Consider the following 24,108-nt stretch of genomic DNA (forward strand, 5'->3'; position numbering starts at 1 on the left):
TCATCTGCGGCATTCACGCAGATGAGGCTCGGTCCGTTGACGTTGAAGAACCGATTCATCAAGGCCGCGACCTTCGAGGGCCGGATGCCTCGTGGTGAGGTCACCGACGACCTGATCGACTTTCACGTCGAGGTGGCGCGCGGTGGCGCGGCGATGACGACCGTCGCCTACTGCGCGATCTCCGATGGCGGCCGGGTGCACCGCGACACCATGGTGCTCGACAGTCGCCGCGCCGCGGCGCTGCGCCGGTTGACCGACGCCGTGCACGCCGAGGACGCGCTGGTCTGCGCTCAGATCGGCCACGCGGGTCTGGTCGCCAACACCCGCTCCAACCGCACGCGCACGTTGGCGCCGTCGACCCGGCTCAGTGCTCCGGCGATGGGTCTGGTGCGCGGCGCGACCGTCGGGCAGCTCGACCAGGTTATAAGCGACTTCGGTGCTGCCGCACGCAATGCGGTCGACGCGGGATTCGACGCCATCGAGGTGCATCTGGGCCACGGCTACCTGGTGAGCTCGTTCTTCAGCCCGAATCTCAACAAGCGCACCGACCGCTACGGCGGGGACATGGTGCGGCGTGCCGAGTTGGCGCGTCGGGTGCTCGACCGGGTGCGTCACGAGGCGGGTGACAGCGTCGCCGTCACCGCCAAGTTCAACATGGACGACGGCGTCCGCGGCGGCTTCTGGCTCACCGACAGCCTGCCCACGGCGCGGCTGCTGGAGTCCGACGGGCACGTCGACGCACTCGAACTCACCGGTGGCAGCTCGCTGTTCAACCCCATGTACTACTTCCGCGGTGACGTCCCGATGGCCGAGTTCATCGCGTCCCAGCCCGCCGTCGTGGGTCTGGGTCTGCGCGTCATCGGCTCACGGATGTTCCGCAACTACCCGTTCGAAGAGGCGTTCTTCCTGCCGCAAGCCCGCCAGTTCCGCGAGGCGCTGTCCATGCCGTTGATCCTGCTGGGTGGGATCAACACGATGGACACCGTCGAGACCGCGATGACCGAGGGCTTCGAGTTCGTGGCCATGGCCCGTGCCCTGCTGCGTGATCCCGATCTGGTCAACAAGTTTCGCGCCGAGACCACCCGTGAGGGGTTGTGCGTGCACTGCACGAAGTGCATGGCGACGATCTTCGGTGGCACGCATTGCGTGCTGCGCTAGCGGCGTCAGCCAAACTCAAGCAGGGTGAACGCGCCGCGGTGCTGCTTTGCCAGCTTCAGCTGCCAGAAGGCGGGATAGAACTTGCCGAAGATGAGGCCTCGGCCTCGGGGAATCGGCAGATCGTGCACGGCGCGAACCCCCGGCACGGTATTGACCAGATCCGCCAGCTGGGATGCCGACAGGCTGAACGGCATCGGCGGAACGCGGTACCGCCGGGAGGATCGCAGTCCTCTCGGTGCGAGCGTCTTCACCAGGACCGGCGGCAGGTCGAAGATCATCTGGCCACCCGGAAATCGCCTGGCGCACTCGGTGATCAGGCCCATCGCCTCGTCGGGCTGCAGGTACATCAGCAGACCCTCCGCGGTGATGAAGACACCATCGCTGGTGTCCACCTTGTCCATCCAGGTGTAGTCAAGTGCTGACTGCGCGAGGTTGGTGATCCGCGGCGAGGGCGGAAGCAGGCGTTGGCGCAGTTCAATGATCGGCTGGAAGTCCACGGTGAGCCAACGGAATTTGGCATCTGGCAGCCTGCTGTTGAGGCGCCAGAAACTGGTCTGAAGCCCTTCGGCGAGGGCGACGACAGTGGCAGCGGGGTGCTCGGTCAGATACTGGACGGCGGCTCGGTCGAATGCCACTGACCGCAATGCCATCTCCTGGCCCTTGCGGCCGAACTTGTCGAAGTCGAAGTCGATCGCCTCGACGAGCTGGATGGCCATCGGATCATCGATGATGGCGTCTGGGTGGCGGGCTTGATGTGCCCTGCCGTTGAGCGTCAGCAACGCCGTCTCGGAGACCCCGGTCAAGGTGCCTGCGTGGGCCTTGTCGCCGTCTGCGTGATCCACCATCACGACGCTACCTGGGTGCGTGCGGCCTCCACGCTCAACGTGAAGACGATTGCGAGAAATCGCGCGAAACTCACCAAGATGTTCACTCTCGGCGGGGCCGGCGGGGTTGGCGGGGCTGGCGGGGATATCAACGCCACGTGCCCGGGTCGCGCACGGCCGTGACCACCTGCTCGATGGCGTCGATGACCAGCTGCGGCTGATCCTGGTGGATGTTGTGCCCGCTCTCGGTGGCGATCACCAGACGAGCGTCGGGGACGAGTGAGGCGATATCGCGCTGCGAGTCGAGCAGGATGGCCTCCATCTTGTCGGTCGGCCAGCCAGGAACGGGTGCGGCGAACGGGATGCCATGTGCCAGAACGACTACCGGCATAGGACGGATCGGCGCATCCTGACGTGCCTGCCGTACCTGCACGACACTCGGTGTGTCGGCCAGCGGCGCGGTCCACAACCGCTCGGCCTCCGGATAGGCCGCCAGCAGCTCGCTGTTGTCCAGGGTGGACGCCTCGAAGTCCTGGTACTGCGCCGGGGTCAACACGTCCTGGAAGTGGTGCCAGATGTTCTCGTTGGTCGTGTCGATGAGGACCATCCCGGCCACGTCGTCCGGGTAGGTGCTGGCATAGAGCCGGGCGACCAAACCGCCCGCCGAGTGCGCGGCCAGGACATAGGGGCCCGGGATCTGTGCGGCGGTCAGCAACGCGTGCAGGTCCGTCATCAACTCTCGCGTCGTCCGCGGCTGAGGCACCGGGTCGCTGCGGCTGGGGTAGAACTCCGGCCCATCCGGGTCGAGTGCGGGATTGACCTCGCCGAGTGTCCCCGGACGGTCGTACGCGCACACCCGGGTGAACTGGGCCACGCCCGGTTGGACCATCAACCGTTGCCCGGCTGGGCGCAGATTGTCGCGGCTCCAGACATCGGCGCGGCCATTCGCACCGGCCTCCAGGATCACCGTCGGACTGCCCTGACCCCGGCATTCCAGGTAGAGCGATCGACCGCCGATGTCGACGAGACCCGAGAAGTCACCCGTCACCGGCGACGCCACGGCGCGCGGGGCGGGACCGGCGGTGAGACTGCCCGCGACGGCGAGCGCGGCGACCAGCCCCACCGCGACGCGTCCGAGACGGGGATCCATCGGTGCCCTCCTCGCGCGAAGCGGTGCCACCCCTACTCGGGGAACGTCTACTCGGGGAACGTTGTGGTGCCCGTGGGTGAGACCTGGAAGCCTTGTGTGGCACCGGCCAGCGTGCCGTAGCACGCGACACCTCCCTTGATGGCCATGCAGGTGGAGCCGGTTGCGTTGATGCGGTACCCCACGGGCAGCTGCCGGATATTGCCCGGATATGCGGGGGTGCTGAACTTCTTGTCGTCGGCGCGGCGGATGCCGCTAACGCCGGGCAGCTGTGTGAAGACCTGGTTCTGACCGCCGGTGACGTGCGGCAGCGGGCCGTCACACCCGATCTCACCACCGCTGAAGATGATGATCGAGCAGGTCAGTCCACCCTCAACGGTGAACACGGGGAACAAGTTCTTGGCGCCGGTGCCGACGACATAGGAGTCATCGCCGACGACGAAGTCGTTCGGATCGGGGAATCCGGCGGGCAGGCCCTCGGTCGCCGGGCCGATGCCGGTGCTCGAGGGGGACACGACCATCCACTGCGTGACCGGCGCTCCCTTGGTGCACGCGGTGACCGCTCCGGGGGCTGCCGCGCACTCGAAGTCACCGAACACGATCTTCTGGCCCTCTTGCAGGACCGGGGCCGCGCCACCGGATGGCTTCACGAAACGCGGATTGGACGTGGCCCGCAGACCGCGTGTGTTGACGTCCTCGGCCAGGACGATCTCGTTGACGCCGAGCAGTGTCGCTGGTAGCCGGCCGTCACATCCGGCGGCTCCACGGTTGGGCTGGATGGCGCAGAGCAGTCCGTCGGGGGTCTGGAAATAGGCCTCGCCACCCGCGACGAATGCGTCAGGGTTCACCTCGGTGTAGCCGCTGAGGTCGGGCGCCGATGTGGGACCAGTTGTCAACGGCTCGGCGCCTGCGGGGGCGGCCGGTGAGGCCACCACGCCCACCAGCACGGCCAGAAGAATCATTGCTAAGCGCATTGGTTGGAATGTAGAGCATCCGACTAAGGGACGACGACAAGAAGGACGACGAGTAGTCCTACTCATCCGCGATCACCTGCAACGCGGCATGCTGAGAACATGCCGTCCAACAAGCCCACGCTCGACGCAGCGGACGCCGTGGGCGACACCGTCACCGCACGGGACCGCGCCGTCGACGTGGCCCGCATCGGCGCGCTGGTCGTGGTGATGTTCGGCCACTGTTTCCTGCTACTCGCCACTATCAACGCCGACGGCCTGCAGATCGGCAACCTGCTCGGGGAGGTCCCCGCGATGGCGCCGCTCACCTGGGTCGCCCAGGTCATGCCCCTGTTCTTCCTCGCGGGCGGCGCGGCGGGCGCATACAGCTGGCGGACGGGTACGCCGTGGGGCACCTGGTTGGTCACCCGCGCCCAGCGCCTGTGCCGCCCCGTGTTCTGGTACCTCGCGGCGTGGACGGTGGGCCTGTTGGTCGCCCGCATGATCCTGGGCGCGGAGTCGGCGGCAGGCATCGGACGCGAATCGGTGGCGCTGCTGTGGTTCCTCGGCGTGTACCTGGTGGTACTCGCCTTCGTGCCGGCCCTCACCCGCCTGCAGACGTGGCGCGGCCTGGCCGTCGTCATCGTGCTCCTGCTCGTGGCCGCCGCGGCCGTCGACGGTGTTCGCATGGCCGTCGGTACGCCGGAGTCCGGGGTGGCGAACTTCGTGATCGTCTGGCTCATCCCGATGACGATCGGCGTCGCCTATGCGCGCCGACTGATCAGTCCCCGCGCGGCGCTCGTCGTCGCCGCAGGCGCGCTCACCGCCCAGGTCGTGTTGGCCCTGACCGGGCCCTACGAGGTCGCCCTCGTGGTGACCGGGGCGGAGCGGATGTCCAACGTGTCCCCGCCGACGCTGCTGCTCGCGCTGCACTGCACGTGGATGTCGTGCCTGTTCGTGGCCGCCGCGGGTGCCATCGGCCGGTGGGCGGCGCGGCCGCGAGTCTGGCGGGTCGTCTCGGTGGGCAACGGGGGAGCGATGACCATCTACCTCTGGCACATCCCCGCGATCGCCGTGGCCATGTTCACGCTGCACGCGTTCGGACTCGACGCCTACGACGTGCACGCCCCGGGCTTCTGGGGTCTGCTCGCGCTGCGGGCGGTGGTGTTCGCGATCGTCATGGCGGTGACGTTCTGGCTGCTCGCACCGCTCGAGCATCGTCGGCTGCCGTGGTGGGACGGACCGGTAGGGGCCACCGGCGCCCGCTCGACCGGGGCCGGGGCGTTGATCTGCGTCGCCGGAGTGACGCTGGTGCTGATGGCCAAGGACGGCCTGGACGACGTGGCGGGCTGGACCGCGCTGGGCTGCTTCCTCGCCACCGCCGCGGCCGCTAGAGTGTGCGCCGGCACCAACACGCCAGGCGCGCCCGCGCCGAGCCGTCAGACACGTTCGGTAGGGTCCTCGCGTGACTTCGAGCCCAACCGTCCAACCCGTAAATGACCGTCTCGCTGCGGAACTCGATGTAGCACTGACGCAGGTGAGCGCCGCCGTGCGGCTGCTCGACGAGGGTGCGACCGTGCCGTTCATCGCGCGGTACCGCAAGGAGGTCACCGGCAGCCTCGACGACGGCCAGCTCCGCACCCTCGAGGAGCGCCTCGGCTACCTGCGCGAGCTCGACCAGCGTCGCGACGCCGTGCTGGCCTCCATCGAGGAGCAGGGCAAGCTGACCCCAGAGCTGCGGGCCGCCCTGCTGACCGCCGACACCAAGTCGCGGGTCGAGGACATCTACCTGCCCTACAAGCCGAAGCGTCGCACCAAGGCGCAGATCGCCCGCGAGGCCGGCCTGGAACCTCTCGCCGATCGCCTGCTGGCCGATCCGACCCTGGTCCCCGACGACGTGGCCGCGGAGTTCCTCGGCGAGGAGGTCGCCGACGCTGCGGCAGCCCTCGACGGGGCGCGGCACATCATCATCGAGAGGGCCGCCGAGGATGCCGAGCTCGTCGGCGCCGTGCGCGCCAAATTCTGGGCCGACGGTGCGGTGCGCACCTCACCCCTGTCGGAAGAGGTCGCCAAAACTCCTGCCGCACAGAAGTTCCGCGACTACTTCGACTTCTCCGAGAAGCTCGAGACCATGCCGTCGCACCGGGTGCTCGCCGTCATGCGCGGTGAGAAGGAGCAGATCCTGGCCCTGAACCTCGGCGGTGGCGAGGACGAGGTGTACCAGGCGATGGTCGCCCAGACCCTCGGCATCGATCTGTCCTCGACGGCCCCGGCGGCAGCGTGGCTGGCCACCACCGTCCGGTTGGCGTGGCGCGTCAAACTGATGATCTCCGCCTCTGTCGACGCCCGTATCCGGCTGCGGCAACGCGCCGAGGAGGACGCGGTGGCGGTGTTCGCCAAGAACCTCAAGGACCTGCTTTTGGCAGCACCCGCGGGGACCCGCACGACGCTGGGCCTTGACCCCGGTTTCCGCACCGGCGTCAAGGTGGCCGTCGTCGACGGCACCGGCAAGGTGGTCGACACCTGCGCGATCTTCCCGCACCAACCGCAGAAGCAGTGGGACGCGGCCAAGGCGACGCTCGGGGCGCTCGTCGCCCGGCACGGGGTTCAGCTGATCGCCGTCGGCAATGGCACGGCATCTCGCGAAACCGACGCGCTGGCCGCCGAACTCATCGCCGATATCCGCGCCTCCGGTGCCGACGCCCCCGTGAAGGCGATGGTGAGTGAGGCGGGCGCATCGGTGTACTCGGCGTCGGCGTATGCGGCCCACGAGCTGCCGACTCTCGACGTGACACTGCGTGGCGCGGTGTCGATCGCGCGACGGCTACAGGACCCGCTCGCCGAGCTGGTGAAGATCGAACCCAAGTCGATTGGGGTGGGCCAGTATCAGCACGACGTCACGGCGGGCACGCTGGCGCGCAGCCTGGACGCCGTGGTCGAGGACGCGGTGAACGCCGTCGGCGTCGACCTCAACACGGCATCCGTCCCGCTGCTCGCACGCGTCTCGGGGGTCACGGAATCCCTTGCCGAGTCCATCGTCGCGCACCGCGAGTCGACCGGACCGTTCCCCAACCGCAAGGCACTGCTGAAGGTTCCGCGGCTGGGCCCCAAGGCATTCGAGCAGTGCGCCGGCTTCCTGCGGATCAACGCCGGCGACGACCCGCTCGATGCGTCGGGCGTGCACCCCGAGGCATACCCGGTGGTCCGTCGCATCCTGGACCGCTCGGGCGTGACGCTGGCCGAACTGATCGGCGATGAGCGGTCGCTGCGGTCACTGCGGCCCGCCGACTTCGCCGACGACCGGTTCGGCATCCCCACGGTGACCGACATCCTCGCCGAACTGGAGAAGCCGGGACGCGATCCGCGGCCCGCGTTCTCGACCGCCACCTTCGCCGCCGGGGTCGAGAAGGTCTCCGACCTCAAGGAGGGCATGGTCCTGGAGGGTGTGGTCACCAACGTCGCGGCGTTCGGTGCGTTCGTCGACGTCGGTGTGCATCAGGACGGTCTCGTGCACGTCTCAGCGATGGCCGACCGCTACGTCTCCGACCCCCACGAGGTGGTGCGGTCCGGGCAGGTGGTGCGGGTGAAGGTCCTCGAGGTCGACGTTGACCGTCAACGCATCGGGCTGACCCTGCGCCTGAACGACACGCCCGCGCGCGGCCAGGCCAAGCCGGCCGACGGTGCGGGTAAGCCTCGCCGCGACGACAGTAAGCGAGGCGCGCCAGATCGCCGAAACTCCGGTCGGGACAAGAACTCCGGTCGTCGTGACGCCGCACCAGCCGCGGCCGGATCGATGGCGCAGGCGCTACGGGACGCCGGCTTCGGTCGCTGAGTCAGGGGGTGGCGGGACCGCCGTCTGACGGCGTTCCCGCTTCCGCCCGGACCGGTCGCGGCTGAGGCCAGCGCGCCGGGACCGGACGCTTCCGAACTACCTGCGGCCACCAGAACCACCGCCCGAGCAGTGCGGCGATGGCCGGTGTCATGAACGCCCGGATCACCAGGGTGTCGAACAGCAGGCCAAGGCCGATCGTCGTGCCGACCTGAGCGACCACCGTCATCTCACTGACGGCCATCGCCATCATGGTGAACGCGAACACCAGACCCGCGGCGGTCACCACCGATCCGGTACCGCCCATGGCGCGGATGATGCCGGTGTTCACCCCCGCGTGTATCTCCTCCTTGAGACGTGCCACTAGCAGGAGGTTGTAGTCCGCGCCGACGGCAAGCAGGATGATGACCGCCATCGCCATCACCATGAAGTGCAACGGAACGCCAAGGATGTGCTGCCACACCAGAACTGACACGCCGAACGATGCACCGAGGGAGAGCACGACGGTGCCGACGATGACGGCGGCGGCGACGAGGCTGCGGGTGATCAACAGCATGATGATGAAGATCAGGGCGAGCGCGGCGACGCCGGCGATCAGCATGTCGTAGCTGTTGCCCTCCTGCATGTCCTTGAAGGCCGATGCGGTGCCGCCGAGGTAGATTCGCGATCCCTCGAGCGGTGTGCCCTTGATCGCCTCCTTGGCAGCCTTCTTGATCGCGTCGATGCGGTCGATACCCACGGCGGAGAGCGGATCGCCCTCGTGGCTGACGATGAACCGGACCGCGCGACCGTCGGGCGAGATGAAGCTCTCCATACCCCGTTTGAAGTCCTCGTTGTCGAAGATCTCCGGGGGCAGGTAGAAGGTGTCGTCATTCCATGAGTCGTTGAAGGCGTCGCCCATGGCCGATTGATTCTCGCTGGCTGCCTTCTGCTGATCCTGAAGGCCGCCCTGGGACGCCTTCATGGTCAGCATCATGTCCTTCATCTTCTCCATGGTCGCGATCTGCTCAGGCATCAGCTCCAGCAGCTGCGGCATCAGCATGTCGAGCCGCTCGAGGATGGGGACCAGTTCGGCCATGGTGTCGGTCATGGTGTTGACGCCGTCGAGCATGTTGAAGATCGAGCGCATCGACCAGCAGACCGGGATGTCGTAGCAGTGCGGTTCCCAGTAGAAGTAGTTGCGGACCGGACGGAAGAAGTCGTCGAAATTCGAGATGTAGTCCCGCAGTTCGGTGACGTCGACGACCATCTGCTTGGTCTTGGCGACCATCTCGTGCGTCGTGGCAGACATCTGCCCCATCAACGACATCATCTTGTTCATGGTGTCGATGTTGGTCTGCATCGCGTCGGCCTGAACCAGCATGTCGGCCATGCGGTCCTCGTTGTACTTGCGGTTCAGCTCCTGGCCGACACCACCCATGCTGAGTTGCGCCGGAATTGTGCTGAACTCGATCGGCTTGCCGTTCGGGCGGGTGATCGCCTGCACGCTGCCGATGCCCTGGACCCGGTAGACGGCCTTGGCGATCTTGTCGATCACCAGGAAGTCCGCTGAATTTCGGAGATCGCGGTCGCTCTCGATGAGCAGCAGCTCGGGGTTCATCCTGGCGGGGTCGAAGTGTCGTTCGGCCGCGGCGAATCCCTGGTTGGCAGGAAGATCTGCCGGCAGATAGTTTCGGTCGTTGTAGTTGGGCTGGTAACCGGGCAAGGTCAGCAGACCGACGAGCGACAGTGCGACGGTGCCCAACAGCACGGGCCCGGGCCACCGCACGATGACGGCGCCGATCTTGCGCCACCCCCGAATGCGCATGGCGCGCTTGGGCTCCAACCACCCGAACCGGCTCGCCACCGTGATCAGCGCGGGCCCCAGGGTGAGCGCCACAACGACCGCGATGGACATGCCGACCGCGAGCGGGATGCCCAACGACTGGAAGTAGGGCAGCCGGGTGAACGAGAGACAGAACGTCGCGCCGGCGATCGTCATACCGGATCCCAGCACCACGTGGGCGGTGCCACGGAACATCGTGTAGAAGGCCGATTCCCGGTCCTCGCCCAGCGTGCGGGCCTCCTGATATCGGCCGACCAGGAATATCGCATAGTCGGTACACGCCGCTATCGCGAGCGTCACCAGAAGCTGAGTGGCGAACGTGGACAGGCCGATCAGGTCGTGATAGCCGAGGAAGGCCACCACACCGCGGGACGCGGTCAAGCCGAAGACGACCATCACCAGAACGAGCAGCACCGTCTTGATGGACCGGTAGACCAGCAGCAGCATCGAGATGATGACGCCGAACGTCGCGAACTCGATGATGCGGACGCTTCGGTCACCGGCGATCTGCTGGTCAGCCGCCAGCGCCGAGCCGCCGGTCACGAAGACCTTCACACCGGGCGGGGGAGGCAGCGTCTTGACAAGATCCTGGACGGCCTTCACCGACTCGTTGGCCAACGTCTCGCCCTGGTTGCCCGCGAGGTACACCTGGACGTAGGCGGACTTGCCGTCGTCGCTCTGGGCGCCGGCCTCGGTCAGCGGGTCGCCCCAGAAGTCCTGGACGTGCTCGACATGCTTGGAGTCGGCCTCGAGCTTGTCGACCATGTCGTTGTAGAAGCGGTGCGCGTCGCCTCCGAGGCGGTCCTCGCCCTCGAGCACGATCATCGCCGAGCTGTCGGACTTGAACTCCTCGAAAACCGTGCCGACGCGCTTCATCGCGATCACCGAGGGCGCCTCGGCGGGGCTCATCGACACCGACCGCATCTGGCCGACGACCTCGAGCTGCGGCACCGTGGCGTTCAGGGCGCCGACGAGCAGGATCCAGAACAAGATGATGGGAATCGCCAGTCGGCGGATCCACATGGCCAGACCACCGCGGTGCTGCTGTTCGTCGCTGCGCCCGCTCTCCACGTGCGAGTTGGGCACCTCGACGAATCTCCTCACAACGGCGTTAGGTCAGCCTTAGTCTTAGTCGGTCTTAGTTTTACCAGATTTGGCGCCGCTGACGCTGAGGCCGCTCACAGGTTGACGTGATCAACGAGATTGGTGGCCCGAACTCGCCCCCGGTGAGCGGAGTCGAGCCCTACGCTCCTGCCATGCCGACCGATCGTGCCGCACTCGTCGCGGGCAGCATTCGTCTCGCCTCCGGCGTCTCCTTCCTCATCGATCCGCTGCGCGCGAACCGACTGTGGGGGGAGCCGGAGGACCCGGGGCCGTCCGCGCGCCTGCTGTTGAGGTCGATGGGCTACCGCGACGCGCTCATCGGCGGCCTACTGCTGGCCGCCGCGATGGGTGGTCGTGACACTCGCGGCTGGTTCCTGGCATCCGGCGGCGCGGACGCGGCCGACCTACTAGGCGGGCTGAGCGTCCACCACGACCTGAAGCGAGGCCAGCAGATCATCGGGCTGGGCGGTGCCGTCGTCGGCATCGGCGTGGGGCTGTGGGGCGCCATGCGCCGGCCCCGGGCATCCGACTAGGCGTCTTCCTCGACCATCTCGCTTCGGAACCGACGCGAGGCGATCAGCAGCATGGCGACGGCCATCACCTGCGCCACTGGCACCAGCAGCAATGCCCGGCCGAGCGAGGCCGTACCGAGATCAGCGCTGAGCGCATCGCTGAAGACACCGGTCAGAAACGGCCCCGCGGATCCGACTGTGGAGCTGAAGAAGAGGAAGACTGCCGAGGCCGTCGCGCGCTGATCGGGGCGGACCAGACGCTGAATCGCGGCGACGGATGGCGCCATGTACGCGGTCCCGATGACATAGCTCAGCGATATGAACCACACGCTGAGCACGCGGCTCTCCACCACGAACGCCAGTGCCGAGAACGGAATCAGGACCGCCGTCATCGCAGCCACGACCCACAGCAGCCAGCGCGGATCCCGTGCCGCAAGGATGTCGGCCAGTCGACCGATGAAGAGCAGGCCCACGATGCCGGTGATCCCGCTGGCCAGCCCGTACTGCAGGCCGACCTCGCCCAGCGACATGCCGTGGCTGCGCATGAGGAAGGCCGGCGCGAACGTGGTCAACGAGTAGCCCGCCACCGAGATGAACGCCGCGCACGTCACGATGGCCAGGTAACTCGGCTTGCGCAGGAGGTCCCACCACACGACGCTGTCCTGTGGCGCGACAACCACGGAGGCCATCGTCTGCCTGCGGCCGAGGGCCATCAGGACCACCGGTACGAAGAGCACGCTGAGCGCGCCCATGATCACGAATGTCATTCGCCAGCCCAGGGATTCGGCGAGTAGGCCCCCGCCGATCAGGCTGGCCGCGCTGGCGAGCGGGATCGCCAGCGTGATCACGGCGAGCGGGCCCGCACGACGCTCCGGGATGAAGTTGTGCGCCACGTAGGCGTGTGCGGCCGGGGTGCTTCCGGCTTCACCGACGGCCACGCCGACGCGGGTGAGGGCGAGTTGGAAACCCGACGTCACCATTCCGCCCAGCATCGTCATCGCGCCCCACAGCGTGAGGCACCCGCTGATCACCAGGCCGAACGCGCCGCGGTCGGCGAAGCGTGCGAGGACGATTCCGACGACTGCATAGACGATCAGGAACCCGAAGCCGTTGATGACGCCGATCGCGGTGTCCGACAACGCAAGATCGGCCTTGATCGGCTCGGCCAGGACTGCCGGAAGGAATCGGTCGACGTAGTTGAGCGTGCCCACGAATGCGAGCACCGCCACGGCCACCCAGACGCGCGGCGGTTCGTGCCGCTGCGTGCTGTCGGCACTGAGCGTGGCCTCCGTCGTCGACATAGTCCCTCCTCGCAGGGGTTTTGCCGACGTAGCTTTACAGATTGCCGCCGAAATGTCACGGCACCCGCCGATCGGGCACGGAACCGATCGCGATCAGGCGGTTTCCGGCGAAACACCGACCTTTGGACGCGACTTCGGCACTACTGTCGAAGGTATGCGCATCGCCATCGTGGGAGTGGGCGTGTTTGTCGCCCTGTGTGGCCTCTTGTTCGCCCTTCAGGGATTCGGCCTGGTCGGGGGCAGCCCAATGAGCAACACCACGACATGGTCGATCCTGGGGCCGGTCATCGCACTGATAGGCCTAGGCCTGGTGTGGGGTGCGGCGCGTCGCAGACCCTAGATGGACTGAACCGGGACGTCGTTGACGGGCGGCAGGACATCGCCCGCCGGAAGCAGCTCGGGCGCCGGTGCGGGAATGGCCTCGGGTGGGGCGGGGGGCAGCACGAATTCCGGCGCCGGGGGAGCGGCCTCGGGTGCTGGCGGCACGAACTCGGCGGTGACGAATTCGGGAGCCGGCGGCGGCGGAGGTGGCGCGAATGGGTCGAGCGGCGGCGGCGGCGGTGCGAACGGGTCGATAGGTGCGGGCGCGGCGTCGGCGACGTCGTCGTTGATCGGCAGGTACATGTGACGGGTGAACTGCCGCTGGAAGGCGCCACCTCCACCGACCCTGACTCCGCCGCTCTCGCCACTGGAGACAGGCGTGCCGTCGGGCAGCGTCACGGCGGTGTGGCCTGAGTTCCAGCCGATGTTGAGCGCGCCGGGCTCACTTCCGTACCGGAAGCCACGGGCCAATAGCGCGGACTCCTGGTTTCCGGTGTGGAACCTGTCTCCGTAGACGGGACGGCCGGTGGCTGCGTTGGCCACCCATGAGGCGAGTCCTGAGCAGTCCGTACCCGCGGGGGTGTCACCACCCGTGATGTACGGCGTGCCCGAGACCTGGTTGACGAGTGTCAGCAGTGTTGCGGTCGCGAAACCAATCATGCGGCGGGACACTAGCAATGGAATTTGCCATCGACCAAAATATGTGGCACCCATCACTTTCGGGTGATTTCTCGGGTTGAGTAACAAATCACCTTGAGCGCGTTGCCATCTCGACGCCGTGTGGTTGAAGAGTACCCGCACTCCGACGACTTTTAGCGCCTACTCGTCAAAACCTGACTGTGAGACTAACGTACCAGCTCAGAAGTGATTTCGCGGGTGGCCGCGATCACGTTGCGCCCCGCCTTGCCATCTCGCTCCGGTTCTCGTGAGAGTTGTTGCTCAATTTGCATTTCGGGGTTGCGAGGAGATGTCGGTGAATCGATACAGATGACTCGATTCGCTGTTGCTTGGCTCTGACGCCGCTGTGAGGCGGTTGGAAACCGTGAAGCGGCCGAAAATCCTTGTTGGGAGACCTCTCGTCGCGTGGTCGCGAGAGCGGGTGAGTCAAAGGTGGCCGCCATGGCCCGCTTTCACATATGCCACATCGGTCACGGCGTATGATTGGTTGATCTGCAACCTCTGTCGAGGCGCGATACGCCTGTGGCAACAATTCGGCATCGAATCTGCAACGTGGACAACCCAAGCCGTTCGAGGTGTGCACCACCGCAGCGGTTTCGTGACTCTTCACCCTGTACGCCGGATAGATTCGAACGCATGGCACGCAATGGGCGATGGTGGACGGGGTGCGCCGACCGCACGGTGAGCGACACAGTTTCGGCGAAACCCGAACTCGTCAAGGACTTTTACGTTGATCTGAACAACATTCGTGAAGTCCATCCGCTGGTGGTGGAGGTGCGATCCGTCGACCGCCAGGAACGTGCCGACGGCTACGTCCAGACCTACCGGGTGCGTGATCGAATACCGCTTGGACCGGTCACGATGCCGATTACCTACACCGCACGTCTTGACGTACCCAACAGCGGTGATGTGCTCACGCAGGCCCGCCAGTTCCCCGGGGTGCGCCTCGACGGGGTCGTCTCATTCGAGGAGGTCGAGGGCGGAACTCGGATCACCGAGCGGTTGCGGATAGAGGCACCGCGCCCGCTGGCCGCGATGACGGTCCGGCAGGCGGTGGCCGCGCATGCCGAGATGCTCGCGGGTATCCGCCGAACCTTCGCGTCGAGACCGTAACCTGGGGTCAGGGTCGCGACACGCGCACCGTGCTTGGCCCGCGGACCGCGTAGTTGCTGCCGTAGTCGACTGGCGTGTCGACGTCCCAGTCCGGCAGCACATCGATGAGTTCCTCGAGGAAGATCTGGGCCTCCAGGCGGGCCAGGTTCATGCCGAGGCAGCTGTGCAGCCCGAACGCGAACCCCATGTGGGACTTCTTCTTTCGTCCAACATCGAAGGCGTCCGGACGGTCCCAACGGGCGGGATCGCGGTTCGCCGCGCCGAGCAGAAGCGTCACACGCCGGTCGGCGGGGACCGCCACTCCCGCGATCGACGACTCGTCTCCGACGGCGTCGCGGAACACCGAGTGCGTCACGGTCTCGAAGCGGTGCACCTCCTCCACAGCTGCGGGGATCAGGTCACTGTCGGCGTGCACGGCCCGCCGCTGATCGGGATGGGCCGCGAGCGTAACCATGACCTGCGCAAGGAGTTTCGCGGTTGTCTCGTTACCCGCGAAGACGAGCTGCGTGTTACTCGCGACGATCTCCTGTTCGGTCATGTGATCGCGAGCGTAGTCATCCCGCACCATCGTCGTGATGAGGTCCGCTCCGTGATGCGCCGGGCACTGCCGCAGCGTGATCTGTTCACGCAGATAGTCATTCAGTTCCGCGGTGGCCCGCCGCCCGGCCGCGATCAGCTCCTCGCCACGCCTGCCGGGATTGGCGTACCCCTCCGCGGATGCACCCATCGCGTCGCTCCACGCGGAGAACTGAGCGACCATCGACGACTCGATGCCGAGCATGGTGGCGATGACCTCGGTGGGGATGCCGCGCGTCAACTCGGAGACGATCTCGACGGTCTCGCCATCGGCCAGTCTCTCGACGACCGGCGCCAGCCGCGCCCGGATGACCGAGGTGATCATCGGCCGCAACATCCCGAGCCGCCTGGGCCGGAAGTCGTCGGACCAGATGGCGCGCATGTCGTCGTGGTGGGGTCCGTCGTAGAACTCCATCGTCGGACCGCCGAACACGGCGGCCTGCTCCGCCTGGCCGCGCTCGGAGCCGAACCGCTGCGGTGTGACGAGGATCTGCCGCACGGGCTCGAAGTCGCTGACCATCCAGCGGCCGATGCGCTCGTTGTAGACGACCCCGCCCAACCGTCGGATCTCCTCGTAGGTGTCCCACGGCTCGCGGACGAAGGCGGGATCGGCGGTGTCGAAGGTCAACACGGGTGCCTCGCGCACAGGGCATCCTCCACATCGGGATCGTTGGGCATGGTCGTTGGGAAAGTCACACCCCGGTTGACACTATTGTGCAATTCTGTAACGCGTGACGGGTGACTTCAAGCATCTTGGCAAGAAGCTGTCGAACTGGGGACGTTGGGGTCCGGATGACCAGATCGGGACATTGAACTTCGTTGGTCCGCAACAAATTCGGTCAGCCGCCTCAGAAGTGCGATCCGGCAGGACATTTCACCTGAGCATCCCGGTCGGCGCCGACGGCCCGCAGAGCGGTGTCGGCGGGCGGATCAACCCGGTGCACCTGATGTCGATGCAACCCCATGACTGGGAGAACCCGCACGGCGTCCAGATCGCCGACGACTGGATCATCATGCCGCTGCAGTCGGGCACCCAGTGGGATGCGCTGGCGCACGTCGCCTACGACGACAAGATGTACAACGGCTACTCCACCGACGAGGTCGGCACGCGGTTCGGCGCACGACGGCTGGGCATCGACACCATGACCGACAAGCTCGTCGGCCGCGGCGTCCTGCTCGACATCGCCCGCCTGCACGGAAAGCCGTGGCTCGACGGCGGAACCCCGATCACCCCCAGCGACCTCGAGGCCGCCGAACGTGCGCAGGGCGTCACCGTAGGGGAGGGCGACTTCCTGCTGATCCGCACCGGATGGCGCGCCAATCTGCTGGCCGAGGGTGGCGGCCGGTGGATGAAGACCGAACCGGGCCTTGACCTGGACTGCGCGGAGTGGCTGCACCACCGACGGGTGGCCGCGGTCGGATCCGACAACTGGGCCATCGAGGTGATGCCGAGCCCCATCCCGGGTGCGATGGTCCCGCTGCACTGCGTGCTGATCCGCGATATGGGCATGCCGCTGGCGGAGATCCTCGACCTCGAGGCGCTGGCGCTCGACTGCGTCGCAGATGGCGTCTGGACCTTTTTGTTCGTCGCGCCGCCGCTGCACATCACCAACGCCGTCGGCTCACCGGTCAGCCCCATCGCCATCAAATGAGCCCGGCCTTCCAGTATCGGCTGCGCACCAGGCCGCCGCTCGTCGCCGTCGAGGACTACCGCCGCGCGGCGAAACGCGCGCTGCCCCAGATGGTATGGGCCTACCTGGACGGTGGAGCCGAGGACGAACGCACCCTGCGTGCGAACCGGACGGCGTTCGACGCATGGAGCCTGCGGCAGCGCGTGCTGGCCGGGCACCACGACGCCGATATCGGTGTGCGCATTGGTGGTGAGCAGTTGGCGATGCCGATCCTGCTGTCACCCACCGGGCTGAGCGGGCTTGCGCACTGGACCGGTGAACTGGCGGCGGCGCGGGCCGCTGAGACGCTCGGGACACGCCTGGTCCTGAGCACCGCGTCGTCGTACTCGATCGAGGAGGTGGCGAGCGGCACCGAGCACGATCACTGGTTTCAGCTGTACCCGTGGGGCGAGGGTTTCGGGGACCGGCCGTCGTTCGCGAGTTCGATGCTCGACCGTGCCGCAGGCGCCGGGTACCGAACCCTGGTGATCACTGTCGACGTTCCGGTTCAGGGCAACCGCACCGGGGAGCGCCGCACCGGGATGGGGCACCCGCCGATTCTGACACCGCGCCGCGTGCTCGACGCGGCCATCCGGCCGCGCTGGTGGTACGGACTGCTGCGGCACCGGCGCATGACGATGCGCAGCCTGACGGCGACCCCCGGTGCGGCAGGCGCCCTCGAGTCCGTGAGCCTTCAGCAGCGGCGGATGCGACCCGATCTGAGCTGGCGAGATGTCGCGGCCCTGCGTGACCGCTGGGACGGGCCCGTCATGATCAAGGGAATCCTCGACCCGGCCGACGCCGTCATCGCGATCGACGACGTCGGCGCGACCGGGGTCATCGTGTCGAACCACGGTGGCAGGCAGTGCAACGGCGTGGCGGCGTCGCTGGACGCCCTGCCCGACGTCGCCAACGCGGTGGGGGACCGGGCGGCCGTGCTGCTCGACGGCGGGATTCGATGCGGGACCGATGTGGTGACTGCGCTCGCGCTGGGCGCCGATGCGGTGATGATCGGTCGGCCATACCTGTACGGCTTGGCGGTGAGAGGTCGAACGGGCGTCGAGGAGGTGCTTGCCATTCTTGCCGAGGAGGCTCGGAAGACGCTGCTACTCATGGGTGTTGGGGGAGTCGCCGAACTCGGCAGGGATCACCTCCGACGTCTCACGGTAGTCCCAAGATGATATCGAGCCTTTACAGATTGACGCGTAAGTGTCACGCTCATGGGGTGTCGAGTTCGAGCCGCAGAATGTACGAGCGCCCGCAGCGATCCAACGTCGTGAGCACACTGGGCAAGTACCACCTTCAGGTGACGGCACGCGACGCCGCTGATGTCGTACGGTCCGCCGGTGGCTGGCTCGTCGACAGGTCGATGGCCGGTTGGTGCGTCACCGTCGTCCTCACCGACGACTGCGACACTGCGCCGCTGCGCATCCTGGGTGTGAACAGTCGTGTCGAGCAGCCCGACGACGACACCGCGGCACCCCTGCGGTCGCTATCGCTGGCGGCATCAGCGCATGCGCTGTCCGACGACGAGCACCTGCGGGCCGAGGTGCTGCGCGTGTTGAGGCGCGGCCTCGGTGAGGTCACGGTGTGGGGCGACGGACTCGCCGAACCGATCCCGGGTGTCGAATCCGTCCACCACGTACTGAGCGCCGCCGCCCGCGCGTTCAAGGCGCGGGCGCTGCTCGCCATCGGCATAGCGGAATCGGTGGACCCGGTTGAGACGTTCCGTGGCCGGACTACCTCGCTGCTCGCGGGCTACTCGGACCTGACGCCGTCGGTCGCGAGATCCTTGGCCCAGCGGTAGTCCGCCTTACCGGCGGGCGAACGCACCACCTTGTCGGTGTGGATGAACGCCTTGGGCACCTTGTAGCGCGCGATCGACTTCTGGCACACCTCGACGAGTTCGTCGTCGGTGGCCGAGCCGCCGTCGGCGAACTGCACCACGGCCACGACCTCGCTGCCCCAGCGCTCCGAGGGGCGACCCACGACCACCACGTCGTACACCGCGGGATGCGCGGCAACAGCGCGCTCGACCTCCTCGACGAAGATCTTCTCGCCACCGGAGTTGATGGTCACCGAGTCCCGGCCGAGTAGTTCGACGCGGCCGTCCTCGAGCACGTTGGCGCGGTCGCCGGGCACCGACCAGCGCACGCCGTCGATGGTCGGGAAGGTGCGTGCGGACTTCTCGGCATCGCCGAGGTAGCCGAGCGGAATGAGATCGCGGCGTGCCAGCCATCCCGGCCCCTCACCGGGCTCCAGCACTCGGTCGAGGTCGGCCGACACGACGCCGGTGTCGGACTGCGGCGTGAAGACTGCTGCCCTCTCCTCGGCGCCGGCGCTGTTGACCGTGCTCATCTGCGCACCGGACTCGGATGCGCCGACGGCGTCCATCACCATCACGCTGGGCAGTGCCGCCAGAATGCGCGCCCGCACGGTCGGTGACATCGGCGCGCCACCGTTGGTGATGGCGAACAGGCCAGACAGGTCGTAGTCGCCAGCCTCGATCTCGTCGATCAGCGGCCGGGCGATCGCGTCGCCGACCACGGGAATGCTCATCACGCGTTCCTGCTCGGCGAGCCGCAACACCGCGTCGGCGCGTAGCCGTTCGACGTCGTCGGGCATCACCAGCCGCCCGCCCATGGTCACCGTGTTGAACGCAGCCCACTGGGCGGCGCCGTGCATCAGCGGCGGGATCATCAGGAGCGACATTGCCCCCGGCGAGCCGCCGGCCTGGGCACGCAGCTGCTCGTAGGAGGTCATCGCCTGGTCGCTGCCCCACGGGCGCCCGCCCATCGAGGACACGAAGATGTCGTGTTGCCGCCACAGCACGCCCTTCGGCATGCCGGTGGTGCCGCCGGTGTAGAGGATGTAGAGGTCGTCACCCGACGGTGTGGGCCTGCCCTGCGGCGGGGCGGGGGTGGACAGGATGGTCTCGAAGTCCACGGCCCCGGGCAGCAGCGGATGGCCCGAGTCGTCCGCCACCTGAATCAGCACCGACAGATGCGGCAGACGGTCGCGGATCGCGGCCACCTGCGGCGCGAACTCGGACGGGTAGACCAGGGCGCGCGCGTGGGAGTCGGTGAGGAGATAGCACAGCTCCTCCTCGACGTAGCGGTAGCTGACGTTGAACGGTGCCACTCGGGCGCGGTAGCCGCCGATCATGGCCTCGAGGTACTCGTTGCCGTTGCGCAGGTAGATGCCGAGATGGTCCTGACCCGACTCGTGGCCGGCCAGCGCGTCGCGCTCGGTGTGGCAGCCGAGTCCGACCGAGATCAGGTAGTTCGCGAAGCCGTCGACGCGCTTGTCGATGTCGCCGTAACTCATTCGGCGGCCACGCCACACCAGGAACGTCTCGTCCGGGATGGTGTCGGCCACCGAGCCAAAGACCTCGGACAGGTTGAAGTTCACGTCACCGCTGACATCGCTCACAATCGACGACCGTACATTGACGCGTGCGCTGTATGGTCAGCCGGGGAAAAAGCCCGCGCCTGTGAGCGTGCCGGGCTGCCAGCCCTGCGCCCCCAGACAGACCATCGGACGGCCGTCGGGCGCCTGCGCCGCGGACTTCGGTCCGGGGCAGGGCGCACCAATGTCCTGCTGGCCGTGCAGCGGGTAGGACGCCACCCAGAAACCGGTGTACACGGGTGGCCACTGATTCGGGATCCAATGACATTTCAGCGGCTCGCCGCCACGCCCACGCCCGAAGGTGAACACCTGGTAGTTGTCGCAGGGAGCGCTCAGCGCCGCGTCGTAGTTCATCCCCGGAACGTCGGTCGGATACCGGCCGGACGTGTCCGGATAGTCGTTGGGCTCCGCGATGGCGGTCGGGGCCAGTGCGATGGCAGCCGCCGCAACCGCGCCTGCGATCGTCAGTTCGCGAAACATACTGATGAGCCTCCTCGACGTTGCGGCAAAGCCTAACGGGTTAGCCGTGGGGCCGAGCGCTTTCGAGCCAGGGCGAGCGAAGCGACGGGAGAGGGGCCCAGGACAGGTTCCGGACCGTCACTCGGTCTCGTCGAGCACACTCACGGCGATCCCGTACGGCAGGAACCGCACCCGTCGGGCGGGGTCGGTGTTGTTCTTGTTGGCGCGCAAGGCATCCAGTTCGGTGGGATAGACCTCCTCGATGTGCGCGCCGCCCGCGTCATCGGTGGTGTAGACCGACCACACCCCGTCGCCGGTCTGGCCGGTGGTCTCGGGCTCGGGCGCGGGCCGCGTCGAGCGCGTGAACTCGTTGATGAGACTGGCCCAGCCCGCACCCTGGCCGACGCGCCCCAGGGCGTCGCGCAGCCCCTCACCGGCCTCGCGCAGCGCCCGGTCGATGTCCTCCGGGTCGATACCGAACGGTCCGTTCTGGCTCATGGCGGTCTCCTCGTCACGGTCGCCCGGCCCATCGCCGGTGACAGCCTCCAGTGTGCGCGCGAACTGCAGGGACCGCCACGATGCTCTTGTCGGACTGCCCGTGGTGGACGATGGAGGGATGCCAGACCAGTCCGCACCCACCCGTGCCGAGTTGATCGCCGCCGCCGAACGGTCGCCCGCGGCGTTGGGAATCCACGACCGGAGCGGCTGGGTCGACCTGTTCGCGCCGCACGGACGCGTCGAGGACCCCGTCGGGTCGCAGCCGCATCGGGGGCGGGAGCAGATCGAACGCTTCTACGACACGTTCATCGCGCCCCGGGACATCGTCTTTCACCGTCACCTCGACGTGGTTTCCGATCACTCGGTCATCCGCGACGTCACGCTCGAGGTGAGGATGGGGACGTCAGTCGTGATGAACATTCCCGCCTACCTGCGGTATGACATGGAGCCCGCGGACGCCGCACTGAGAATCGCCCGCATGCGGGCGTTCTGGGAGCTGCCAGCGATGGTGGTCCAGTTCGCGCGGGCCGGCCTCGGAGCCGTCCCCGCCGGCCTTGGTCTTGCGGGTGGTCTGCTGCGCAACCAGGGCCCGCTCGGCGCGGTCGGTTTCGCCGCGGGGTTTCGCGGGGTCGGCGGACGCGGTAAGCGTCACGTCGAGCGGCTCCTCGATGACGTGTGCGCGGGCGACGAGGTCGCGGTCCGGCGCCTGCTGGGGGACCGAGTGGCGATCACCCTGGGGGACGACGTCGCGATCTCCGCGTCGGATCTGGTCAATCGACTCCGGGGCGGACGGTGGCACAAGTCGATCGTCGCCGCCCACACGGTCACCGCCGGAGTGGAGGCCGACGGCCTGCGCGGCATCCTGTTCGCCGATCTGGAGTCCGGCCCACTGGCGATCACCCGGATCCGCCTCTTCACCGAGGCGTGATGACGATTCGGGGTGTGGTGCCGGTGAACGCGACGTGGACATGAGACGGTAGGAACACCATGTCTGACCACCAGAATCTGACCTACGAGGAATTCGGCCGAAAGTTCTTCGAGGTCGCCGTCTCCGAACAGCGGGTCGGTGACGCCATCGCCCAGATCGCCGGCGACGAGTTCGAGATCGGCCCGATCGCGCAGGGTCCCGGCAAGATCGCCAAGGTCACCGCGCGGGTCAAGATCCAGACCCCGGTGGTCACCAGGCATGTCGGCGAACTGATCACCTTCTCGATCAAGATTCCGCTCGAGATCGACATGGTCGTGGACCTGCGCATCGACAAACCGCGGTTCATCGTCTTCGGCGAGATCGCGCTGCGCGCCGAGGCGCTCGCGGCAGAACCCCTGCTGATAGTCCTGGACGTCCACAAACCGCGGCCCTCCGATATCGCGATCCATGTGACGTCCAAGACGCTGCGCGCCGAGCTGGTGCGGATCATCGGCGGCATCGACGCCGAGATCAAGCGCTTCATCGCCGCACACGTGGCCGGTGAGATCGACAGCCCGGCATCCAGCAAGGCCAAGGTCATCGATGTCGCCCAGCAACTCGACGAGACGTGGCAGGGCGTCTGACCCGTAGGCTTTGCCCGTGCCTTTCAGAACCACGACCATCCGCCGTGTGTCAGTGTTCGCCGCCGGTGTGTCGGCCGCGGCACTGCTGACCGCTGTGCCGGCCCAGGCCGATCCCATTGACGACGCCTTCATCGACGCGCTCGGCAGCGCCGGGGTGGGGATGGCCAACCCGGCCGATGCCGTTGCGCTCGGTCAGTCGGTGTGCCCGATGCTGTCCGAACCCGGTCAGTCCGCCGCCGATGCCGCCGCCAAGGTCGCTGACGCGGCGGGTATGTCGCTCGGTCCCGCGACGATGTTCACCGGCCTGGCCATCTCGGCGTTCTGCCCCGGCGTCATGGCATCTCTCGGCAACGGCCAGAACCCGCTGCCGCTGGGACTACTCGGCTTCTAGCCGCAGCGAGAGGGGTTCCAGTCTTGGGTGTTTGGGCTCGCGCCCGGCACCGCTGGATCGTCCTCGCAGGTGGCGCCACACCCAGGGCATCAGCAGGTTCTGCGTCCAGAGCACCTGCGAGTACATCCGGGACCGGAACCCCGGCGGCTCGACGTGGGCACGCTTGACCGTCCATTCGTGGCTGCTGCCGGGCAGCTCGAGCGCCTCGGCCGCCGCCGCGGCGAACAGGGCGTGTCCTCTTGGCGACCCGTGCACACGGTCGGGGCTCCAGGTCTCCGGGTCTGTCATCGACGGTGCGGCATAAAGATCGACCAGTCGGAATCCGTGGCGGTCGGCCGCGAAGCGGATGACTTCGTTGACCTGTTGCACCCGCGATGCCAGCAGTCGCCCGACGGGCAGGATCTTGGCGAGGTCGGGAAACGTCGTCGTGACGATCGTCGCCCCGGATTCGGCGAGCAGGTCGTGCAGGAGGTCGAGGTCCTCCAATGCCCGGTCGATACTCCGCGCCGGCCGGGTGACGTCGTTCATGCCGACGCAGATGGTGATGAGGTCGGGACGCATCTGCAGCGCTCGGGGTAGCTGGTCATCGATGACATCGCGAATCTGTTTGCCTCGCACCGCAAGATTGGCGTAACGCACACCGGGGGTGTGCTCGTTCAGCAGCATGGCGAGCCGATCGGCGAAACCGAGTAGGCCCGTTGAGTCGTCGCCATCCCACAGACCCTCGGTCTGGCTGTCGCCGAGTGCGACATAGCGGGTGTAGGCCCCGGTTGTGTCAGCCACGATCGAAACT

At 67.2% G+C, this 24,108-nt stretch carries 23 protein-coding genes; 12 read left to right on the forward strand and 11 right to left on the reverse strand.

The window, feature by feature from the left end; translation table 11 throughout:
- The first annotated feature begins 21 nt into the window (after nucleotides 1-21).
- Nucleotides 22-1,158, forward strand: a complete 1,137-nt coding sequence (locus ACZY0X_RS12215) for an NADH:flavin oxidoreductase (RefSeq protein ID WP_463771554.1) — start codon at nucleotides 22-24, stop codon at nucleotides 1,156-1,158.
- A gap of 5 nt (nucleotides 1,159-1,163) precedes the next feature.
- Here the strand turns inward: ACZY0X_RS12215 and ACZY0X_RS12220 are convergent, their stop codons facing one another.
- The 3 genes from ACZY0X_RS12220 to ACZY0X_RS12230 all read right to left on the reverse strand — a co-directional run bounded on the left by ACZY0X_RS12220 (nucleotide 1,164) and on the right by ACZY0X_RS12230 (nucleotide 4,103).
- Nucleotides 1,164-2,003 carry a class I SAM-dependent methyltransferase gene (locus ACZY0X_RS12220; protein WP_463770744.1) on the reverse strand — a complete coding sequence of 280 codons (840 nt, stop codon included), beginning with the start codon at nucleotides 2,001-2,003 and terminating at the stop codon, nucleotides 1,164-1,166.
- Nucleotides 2,004-2,130: 127 nt separating this feature from the next.
- Nucleotides 2,131-3,132 carry an alpha/beta fold hydrolase gene (locus ACZY0X_RS12225; RefSeq protein WP_463770746.1) on the reverse strand — a complete coding sequence of 334 codons (1,002 nt, stop codon included), beginning with the start codon at nucleotides 3,130-3,132 and terminating at the stop codon, nucleotides 2,131-2,133.
- A gap of 47 nt (nucleotides 3,133-3,179) precedes the next feature.
- Entirely contained in the window at nucleotides 3,180-4,103 is a 924-nt protein-coding gene (locus tag ACZY0X_RS12230; RefSeq protein ID WP_463770748.1) for a hypothetical protein, read from the reverse strand.
- A 99-nt stretch (nucleotides 4,104-4,202) separates the two neighbouring features.
- Between ACZY0X_RS12230 and ACZY0X_RS12235 the strand changes: the two genes are divergently transcribed.
- Nucleotides 4,203-5,579 (forward strand): acyltransferase family protein, encoded by a 1,377-nt coding sequence (locus tag ACZY0X_RS12235; RefSeq protein ID WP_463770750.1) that lies wholly within the window; start codon nucleotides 4,203-4,205, stop codon nucleotides 5,577-5,579.
- The gene (locus ACZY0X_RS12240) at nucleotides 5,545-7,911 is read left to right on the forward strand and encodes a Tex family protein (protein ID WP_463770751.1); all 2,367 of its coding nucleotides are present in this window, start codon (nucleotides 5,545-5,547) and stop codon (nucleotides 7,909-7,911) included. The genes ACZY0X_RS12235 and ACZY0X_RS12240 overlap by 35 nt, the downstream gene beginning before the upstream one ends.
- A 1-nt stretch (nucleotide 7,912) precedes the next feature.
- Here the strand turns inward: ACZY0X_RS12240 and ACZY0X_RS12245 are convergent, their stop codons facing one another.
- The gene (locus tag ACZY0X_RS12245; RefSeq protein WP_463771555.1) at nucleotides 7,913-10,756 is read right to left on the reverse strand and encodes an MMPL/RND family transporter; all 2,844 of its coding nucleotides are present in this window, start codon (nucleotides 10,754-10,756) and stop codon (nucleotides 7,913-7,915) included.
- A 233-nt stretch (nucleotides 10,757-10,989) separates the two neighbouring features.
- Between ACZY0X_RS12245 and ACZY0X_RS12250 the strand changes: the two genes are divergently transcribed.
- Complete coding sequence (locus ACZY0X_RS12250; protein WP_241405069.1) at nucleotides 10,990-11,370, forward strand: DUF4267 domain-containing protein; 381 nt, start codon at nucleotides 10,990-10,992, stop codon at nucleotides 11,368-11,370.
- On the opposite strand, the gene ACZY0X_RS12255 is transcribed toward ACZY0X_RS12250, so the two are convergent.
- Nucleotides 11,367-12,650, reverse strand: a complete 1,284-nt coding sequence (locus tag ACZY0X_RS12255; RefSeq protein WP_463770753.1) for a spinster family MFS transporter — start codon at nucleotides 12,648-12,650, stop codon at nucleotides 11,367-11,369. The two genes, ACZY0X_RS12250 and ACZY0X_RS12255, sit on opposite strands and share 4 nt — an antisense overlap.
- 154 nt (nucleotides 12,651-12,804) lie before the next feature.
- Here ACZY0X_RS12255 and ACZY0X_RS12260 point away from each other — a divergent pair, with 154 nt between their 5' ends.
- Entirely contained in the window at nucleotides 12,805-12,990 is a 186-nt protein-coding gene (locus ACZY0X_RS12260) for a hypothetical protein (protein ID WP_463770754.1), read from the forward strand.
- Here the strand turns inward: ACZY0X_RS12260 and ACZY0X_RS12265 are convergent.
- Nucleotides 12,987-13,631, reverse strand: a complete 645-nt coding sequence (locus tag ACZY0X_RS12265) for a peptidoglycan endopeptidase (protein ID WP_463770756.1) — start codon at nucleotides 13,629-13,631, stop codon at nucleotides 12,987-12,989. The genes ACZY0X_RS12260 and ACZY0X_RS12265 overlap by 4 nt on opposite strands.
- A gap of 654 nt (nucleotides 13,632-14,285) precedes the next feature.
- Here ACZY0X_RS12265 and ACZY0X_RS12270 point away from each other — a divergent pair.
- Nucleotides 14,286-14,762, forward strand: a complete 477-nt coding sequence (locus tag ACZY0X_RS12270; RefSeq protein WP_463770758.1) for an SRPBCC family protein — start codon at nucleotides 14,286-14,288, stop codon at nucleotides 14,760-14,762.
- A gap of 7 nt (nucleotides 14,763-14,769) precedes the next feature.
- On the opposite strand, the gene ACZY0X_RS12275 is transcribed toward ACZY0X_RS12270, so the two are convergent.
- Entirely contained in the window at nucleotides 14,770-15,984 is a 1,215-nt protein-coding gene (locus ACZY0X_RS12275; protein ID WP_463770760.1) for a cytochrome P450, read from the reverse strand.
- 85 nt (nucleotides 15,985-16,069) lie between these two features.
- Here ACZY0X_RS12275 and ACZY0X_RS12280 point away from each other — a divergent pair, with 85 nt between their 5' ends.
- Genes ACZY0X_RS12280 through ACZY0X_RS12290 form a run of 3 tightly spaced genes read left to right on the forward strand, consistent with a single transcriptional unit; the run spans nucleotide 16,070 to nucleotide 18,815 of the window.
- Nucleotides 16,070-16,990 carry a cyclase family protein gene (locus ACZY0X_RS12280; RefSeq protein WP_463770761.1) on the forward strand — a complete coding sequence of 307 codons (921 nt, stop codon included), beginning with the start codon at nucleotides 16,070-16,072 and terminating at the stop codon, nucleotides 16,988-16,990.
- Nucleotides 16,987-18,189, forward strand: coding sequence for an alpha-hydroxy acid oxidase (locus ACZY0X_RS12285; RefSeq protein WP_463770763.1), 1,203 nt, complete (start codon nucleotides 16,987-16,989; stop codon nucleotides 18,187-18,189). Before ACZY0X_RS12280 ends, ACZY0X_RS12285 begins: the two co-directional genes overlap by 4 nt.
- A gap of 44 nt (nucleotides 18,190-18,233) precedes the next feature.
- On the forward strand, nucleotides 18,234-18,815 hold the full coding sequence (locus ACZY0X_RS12290; protein WP_463770764.1) for a hypothetical protein: 582 nt from the start codon (nucleotides 18,234-18,236) through the stop codon (nucleotides 18,813-18,815).
- Here ACZY0X_RS12290 and ACZY0X_RS12295 read toward each other — a convergent pair.
- The 3 genes from ACZY0X_RS12295 to ACZY0X_RS12305 form a co-directional block, all read right to left on the reverse strand.
- The gene (locus tag ACZY0X_RS12295; protein WP_463770766.1) at nucleotides 18,767-20,440 is read right to left on the reverse strand and encodes an acyl-CoA synthetase; all 1,674 of its coding nucleotides are present in this window, start codon (nucleotides 20,438-20,440) and stop codon (nucleotides 18,767-18,769) included. The genes ACZY0X_RS12290 and ACZY0X_RS12295 overlap by 49 nt on opposite strands.
- Nucleotides 20,441-20,476: 36 nt before the next feature.
- Nucleotides 20,477-20,896: a hypothetical protein gene (locus ACZY0X_RS12300; protein ID WP_463770767.1), complete on the reverse strand. Its 420-nt coding sequence runs from the start codon at nucleotides 20,894-20,896 to the stop codon at nucleotides 20,477-20,479.
- A gap of 117 nt (nucleotides 20,897-21,013) precedes the next feature.
- Nucleotides 21,014-21,373: a hypothetical protein gene (locus ACZY0X_RS12305; RefSeq protein ID WP_463770768.1), complete on the reverse strand. Its 360-nt coding sequence runs from the start codon at nucleotides 21,371-21,373 to the stop codon at nucleotides 21,014-21,016.
- 118 nt (nucleotides 21,374-21,491) lie between these two features.
- Between ACZY0X_RS12305 and ACZY0X_RS12310 the strand changes: the two genes are divergently transcribed.
- Genes ACZY0X_RS12310 through ACZY0X_RS12320 form a run of 3 tightly spaced genes read left to right on the forward strand, consistent with a single transcriptional unit; the run spans nucleotide 21,492 to nucleotide 23,315 of the window.
- A complete protein-coding gene (locus ACZY0X_RS12310) occupies nucleotides 21,492-22,301 on the forward strand; it encodes a nuclear transport factor 2 family protein (RefSeq protein WP_463770770.1) in 810 nt (269 codons plus the stop codon).
- A gap of 59 nt (nucleotides 22,302-22,360) precedes the next feature.
- Entirely contained in the window at nucleotides 22,361-22,924 is a 564-nt protein-coding gene (locus tag ACZY0X_RS12315; RefSeq protein WP_241405080.1) for a hypothetical protein, read from the forward strand.
- Between the two features lie 16 nt (nucleotides 22,925-22,940).
- A complete protein-coding gene (locus ACZY0X_RS12320) occupies nucleotides 22,941-23,315 on the forward strand; it encodes a DUF732 domain-containing protein (protein WP_463770771.1) in 375 nt (124 codons plus the stop codon).
- Here the strand turns inward: ACZY0X_RS12320 and ACZY0X_RS12325 are convergent.
- Nucleotides 23,301-24,098 carry an SGNH/GDSL hydrolase family protein gene (locus ACZY0X_RS12325; protein ID WP_463770773.1) on the reverse strand — a complete coding sequence of 266 codons (798 nt, stop codon included), beginning with the start codon at nucleotides 24,096-24,098 and terminating at the stop codon, nucleotides 23,301-23,303. The genes ACZY0X_RS12320 and ACZY0X_RS12325 overlap by 15 nt on opposite strands.
- Nucleotides 24,099-24,108 lie beyond the last annotated feature (10 nt).

It is taken from the genome of Mycobacterium sp. IDUB_39 (assembly GCF_055419205.1).

Bases quoted from the DNA above. Each gene is read 5' to 3' on its own strand.
- ACZY0X_RS12215 (WP_463771554.1), top strand. From the start codon at position 22: ATGAGGCTCGGTCCGTTGACGTTGAAGAACCGATTCATCAAGGCCGCG.
- ACZY0X_RS12220 (WP_463770744.1), bottom strand. From the start codon at position 2,003: ATGGTGGATCACGCAGACGGCGACAAGGCCCACGCAGGCACCTTGACC.
- ACZY0X_RS12225 (WP_463770746.1), bottom strand. From the start codon at position 3,132: ATGGATCCCCGTCTCGGACGCGTCGCGGTGGGGCTGGTCGCCGCGCTC.
- ACZY0X_RS12230 (WP_463770748.1), bottom strand. From the start codon at position 4,103: ATGCGCTTAGCAATGATTCTTCTGGCCGTGCTGGTGGGCGTGGTGGCC.
- ACZY0X_RS12235 (WP_463770750.1), top strand. From the start codon at position 4,203: ATGCCGTCCAACAAGCCCACGCTCGACGCAGCGGACGCCGTGGGCGAC.
- ACZY0X_RS12245 (WP_463771555.1), bottom strand. From the start codon at position 10,756: ATGTGGATCCGCCGACTGGCGATTCCCATCATCTTGTTCTGGATCCTG.
- ACZY0X_RS12250 (WP_241405069.1), top strand. From the start codon at position 10,990: ATGCCGACCGATCGTGCCGCACTCGTCGCGGGCAGCATTCGTCTCGCC.
- ACZY0X_RS12255 (WP_463770753.1), bottom strand. From the start codon at position 12,650: ATGTCGACGACGGAGGCCACGCTCAGTGCCGACAGCACGCAGCGGCAC.
- ACZY0X_RS12260 (WP_463770754.1), top strand. From the start codon at position 12,805: ATGCGCATCGCCATCGTGGGAGTGGGCGTGTTTGTCGCCCTGTGTGGC.
- ACZY0X_RS12265 (WP_463770756.1), bottom strand. From the start codon at position 13,631: ATGATTGGTTTCGCGACCGCAACACTGCTGACACTCGTCAACCAGGTC.
- ACZY0X_RS12270 (WP_463770758.1), top strand. From the start codon at position 14,286: ATGGCACGCAATGGGCGATGGTGGACGGGGTGCGCCGACCGCACGGTG.
- ACZY0X_RS12285 (WP_463770763.1), top strand. From the start codon at position 16,987: ATGAGCCCGGCCTTCCAGTATCGGCTGCGCACCAGGCCGCCGCTCGTC.
- ACZY0X_RS12300 (WP_463770767.1), bottom strand. From the start codon at position 20,896: ATGTTTCGCGAACTGACGATCGCAGGCGCGGTTGCGGCGGCTGCCATC.
- ACZY0X_RS12305 (WP_463770768.1), bottom strand. From the start codon at position 21,373: ATGAGCCAGAACGGACCGTTCGGTATCGACCCGGAGGACATCGACCGG.
- ACZY0X_RS12310 (WP_463770770.1), top strand. From the start codon at position 21,492: ATGCCAGACCAGTCCGCACCCACCCGTGCCGAGTTGATCGCCGCCGCC.
- ACZY0X_RS12315 (WP_241405080.1), top strand. From the start codon at position 22,361: ATGTCTGACCACCAGAATCTGACCTACGAGGAATTCGGCCGAAAGTTC.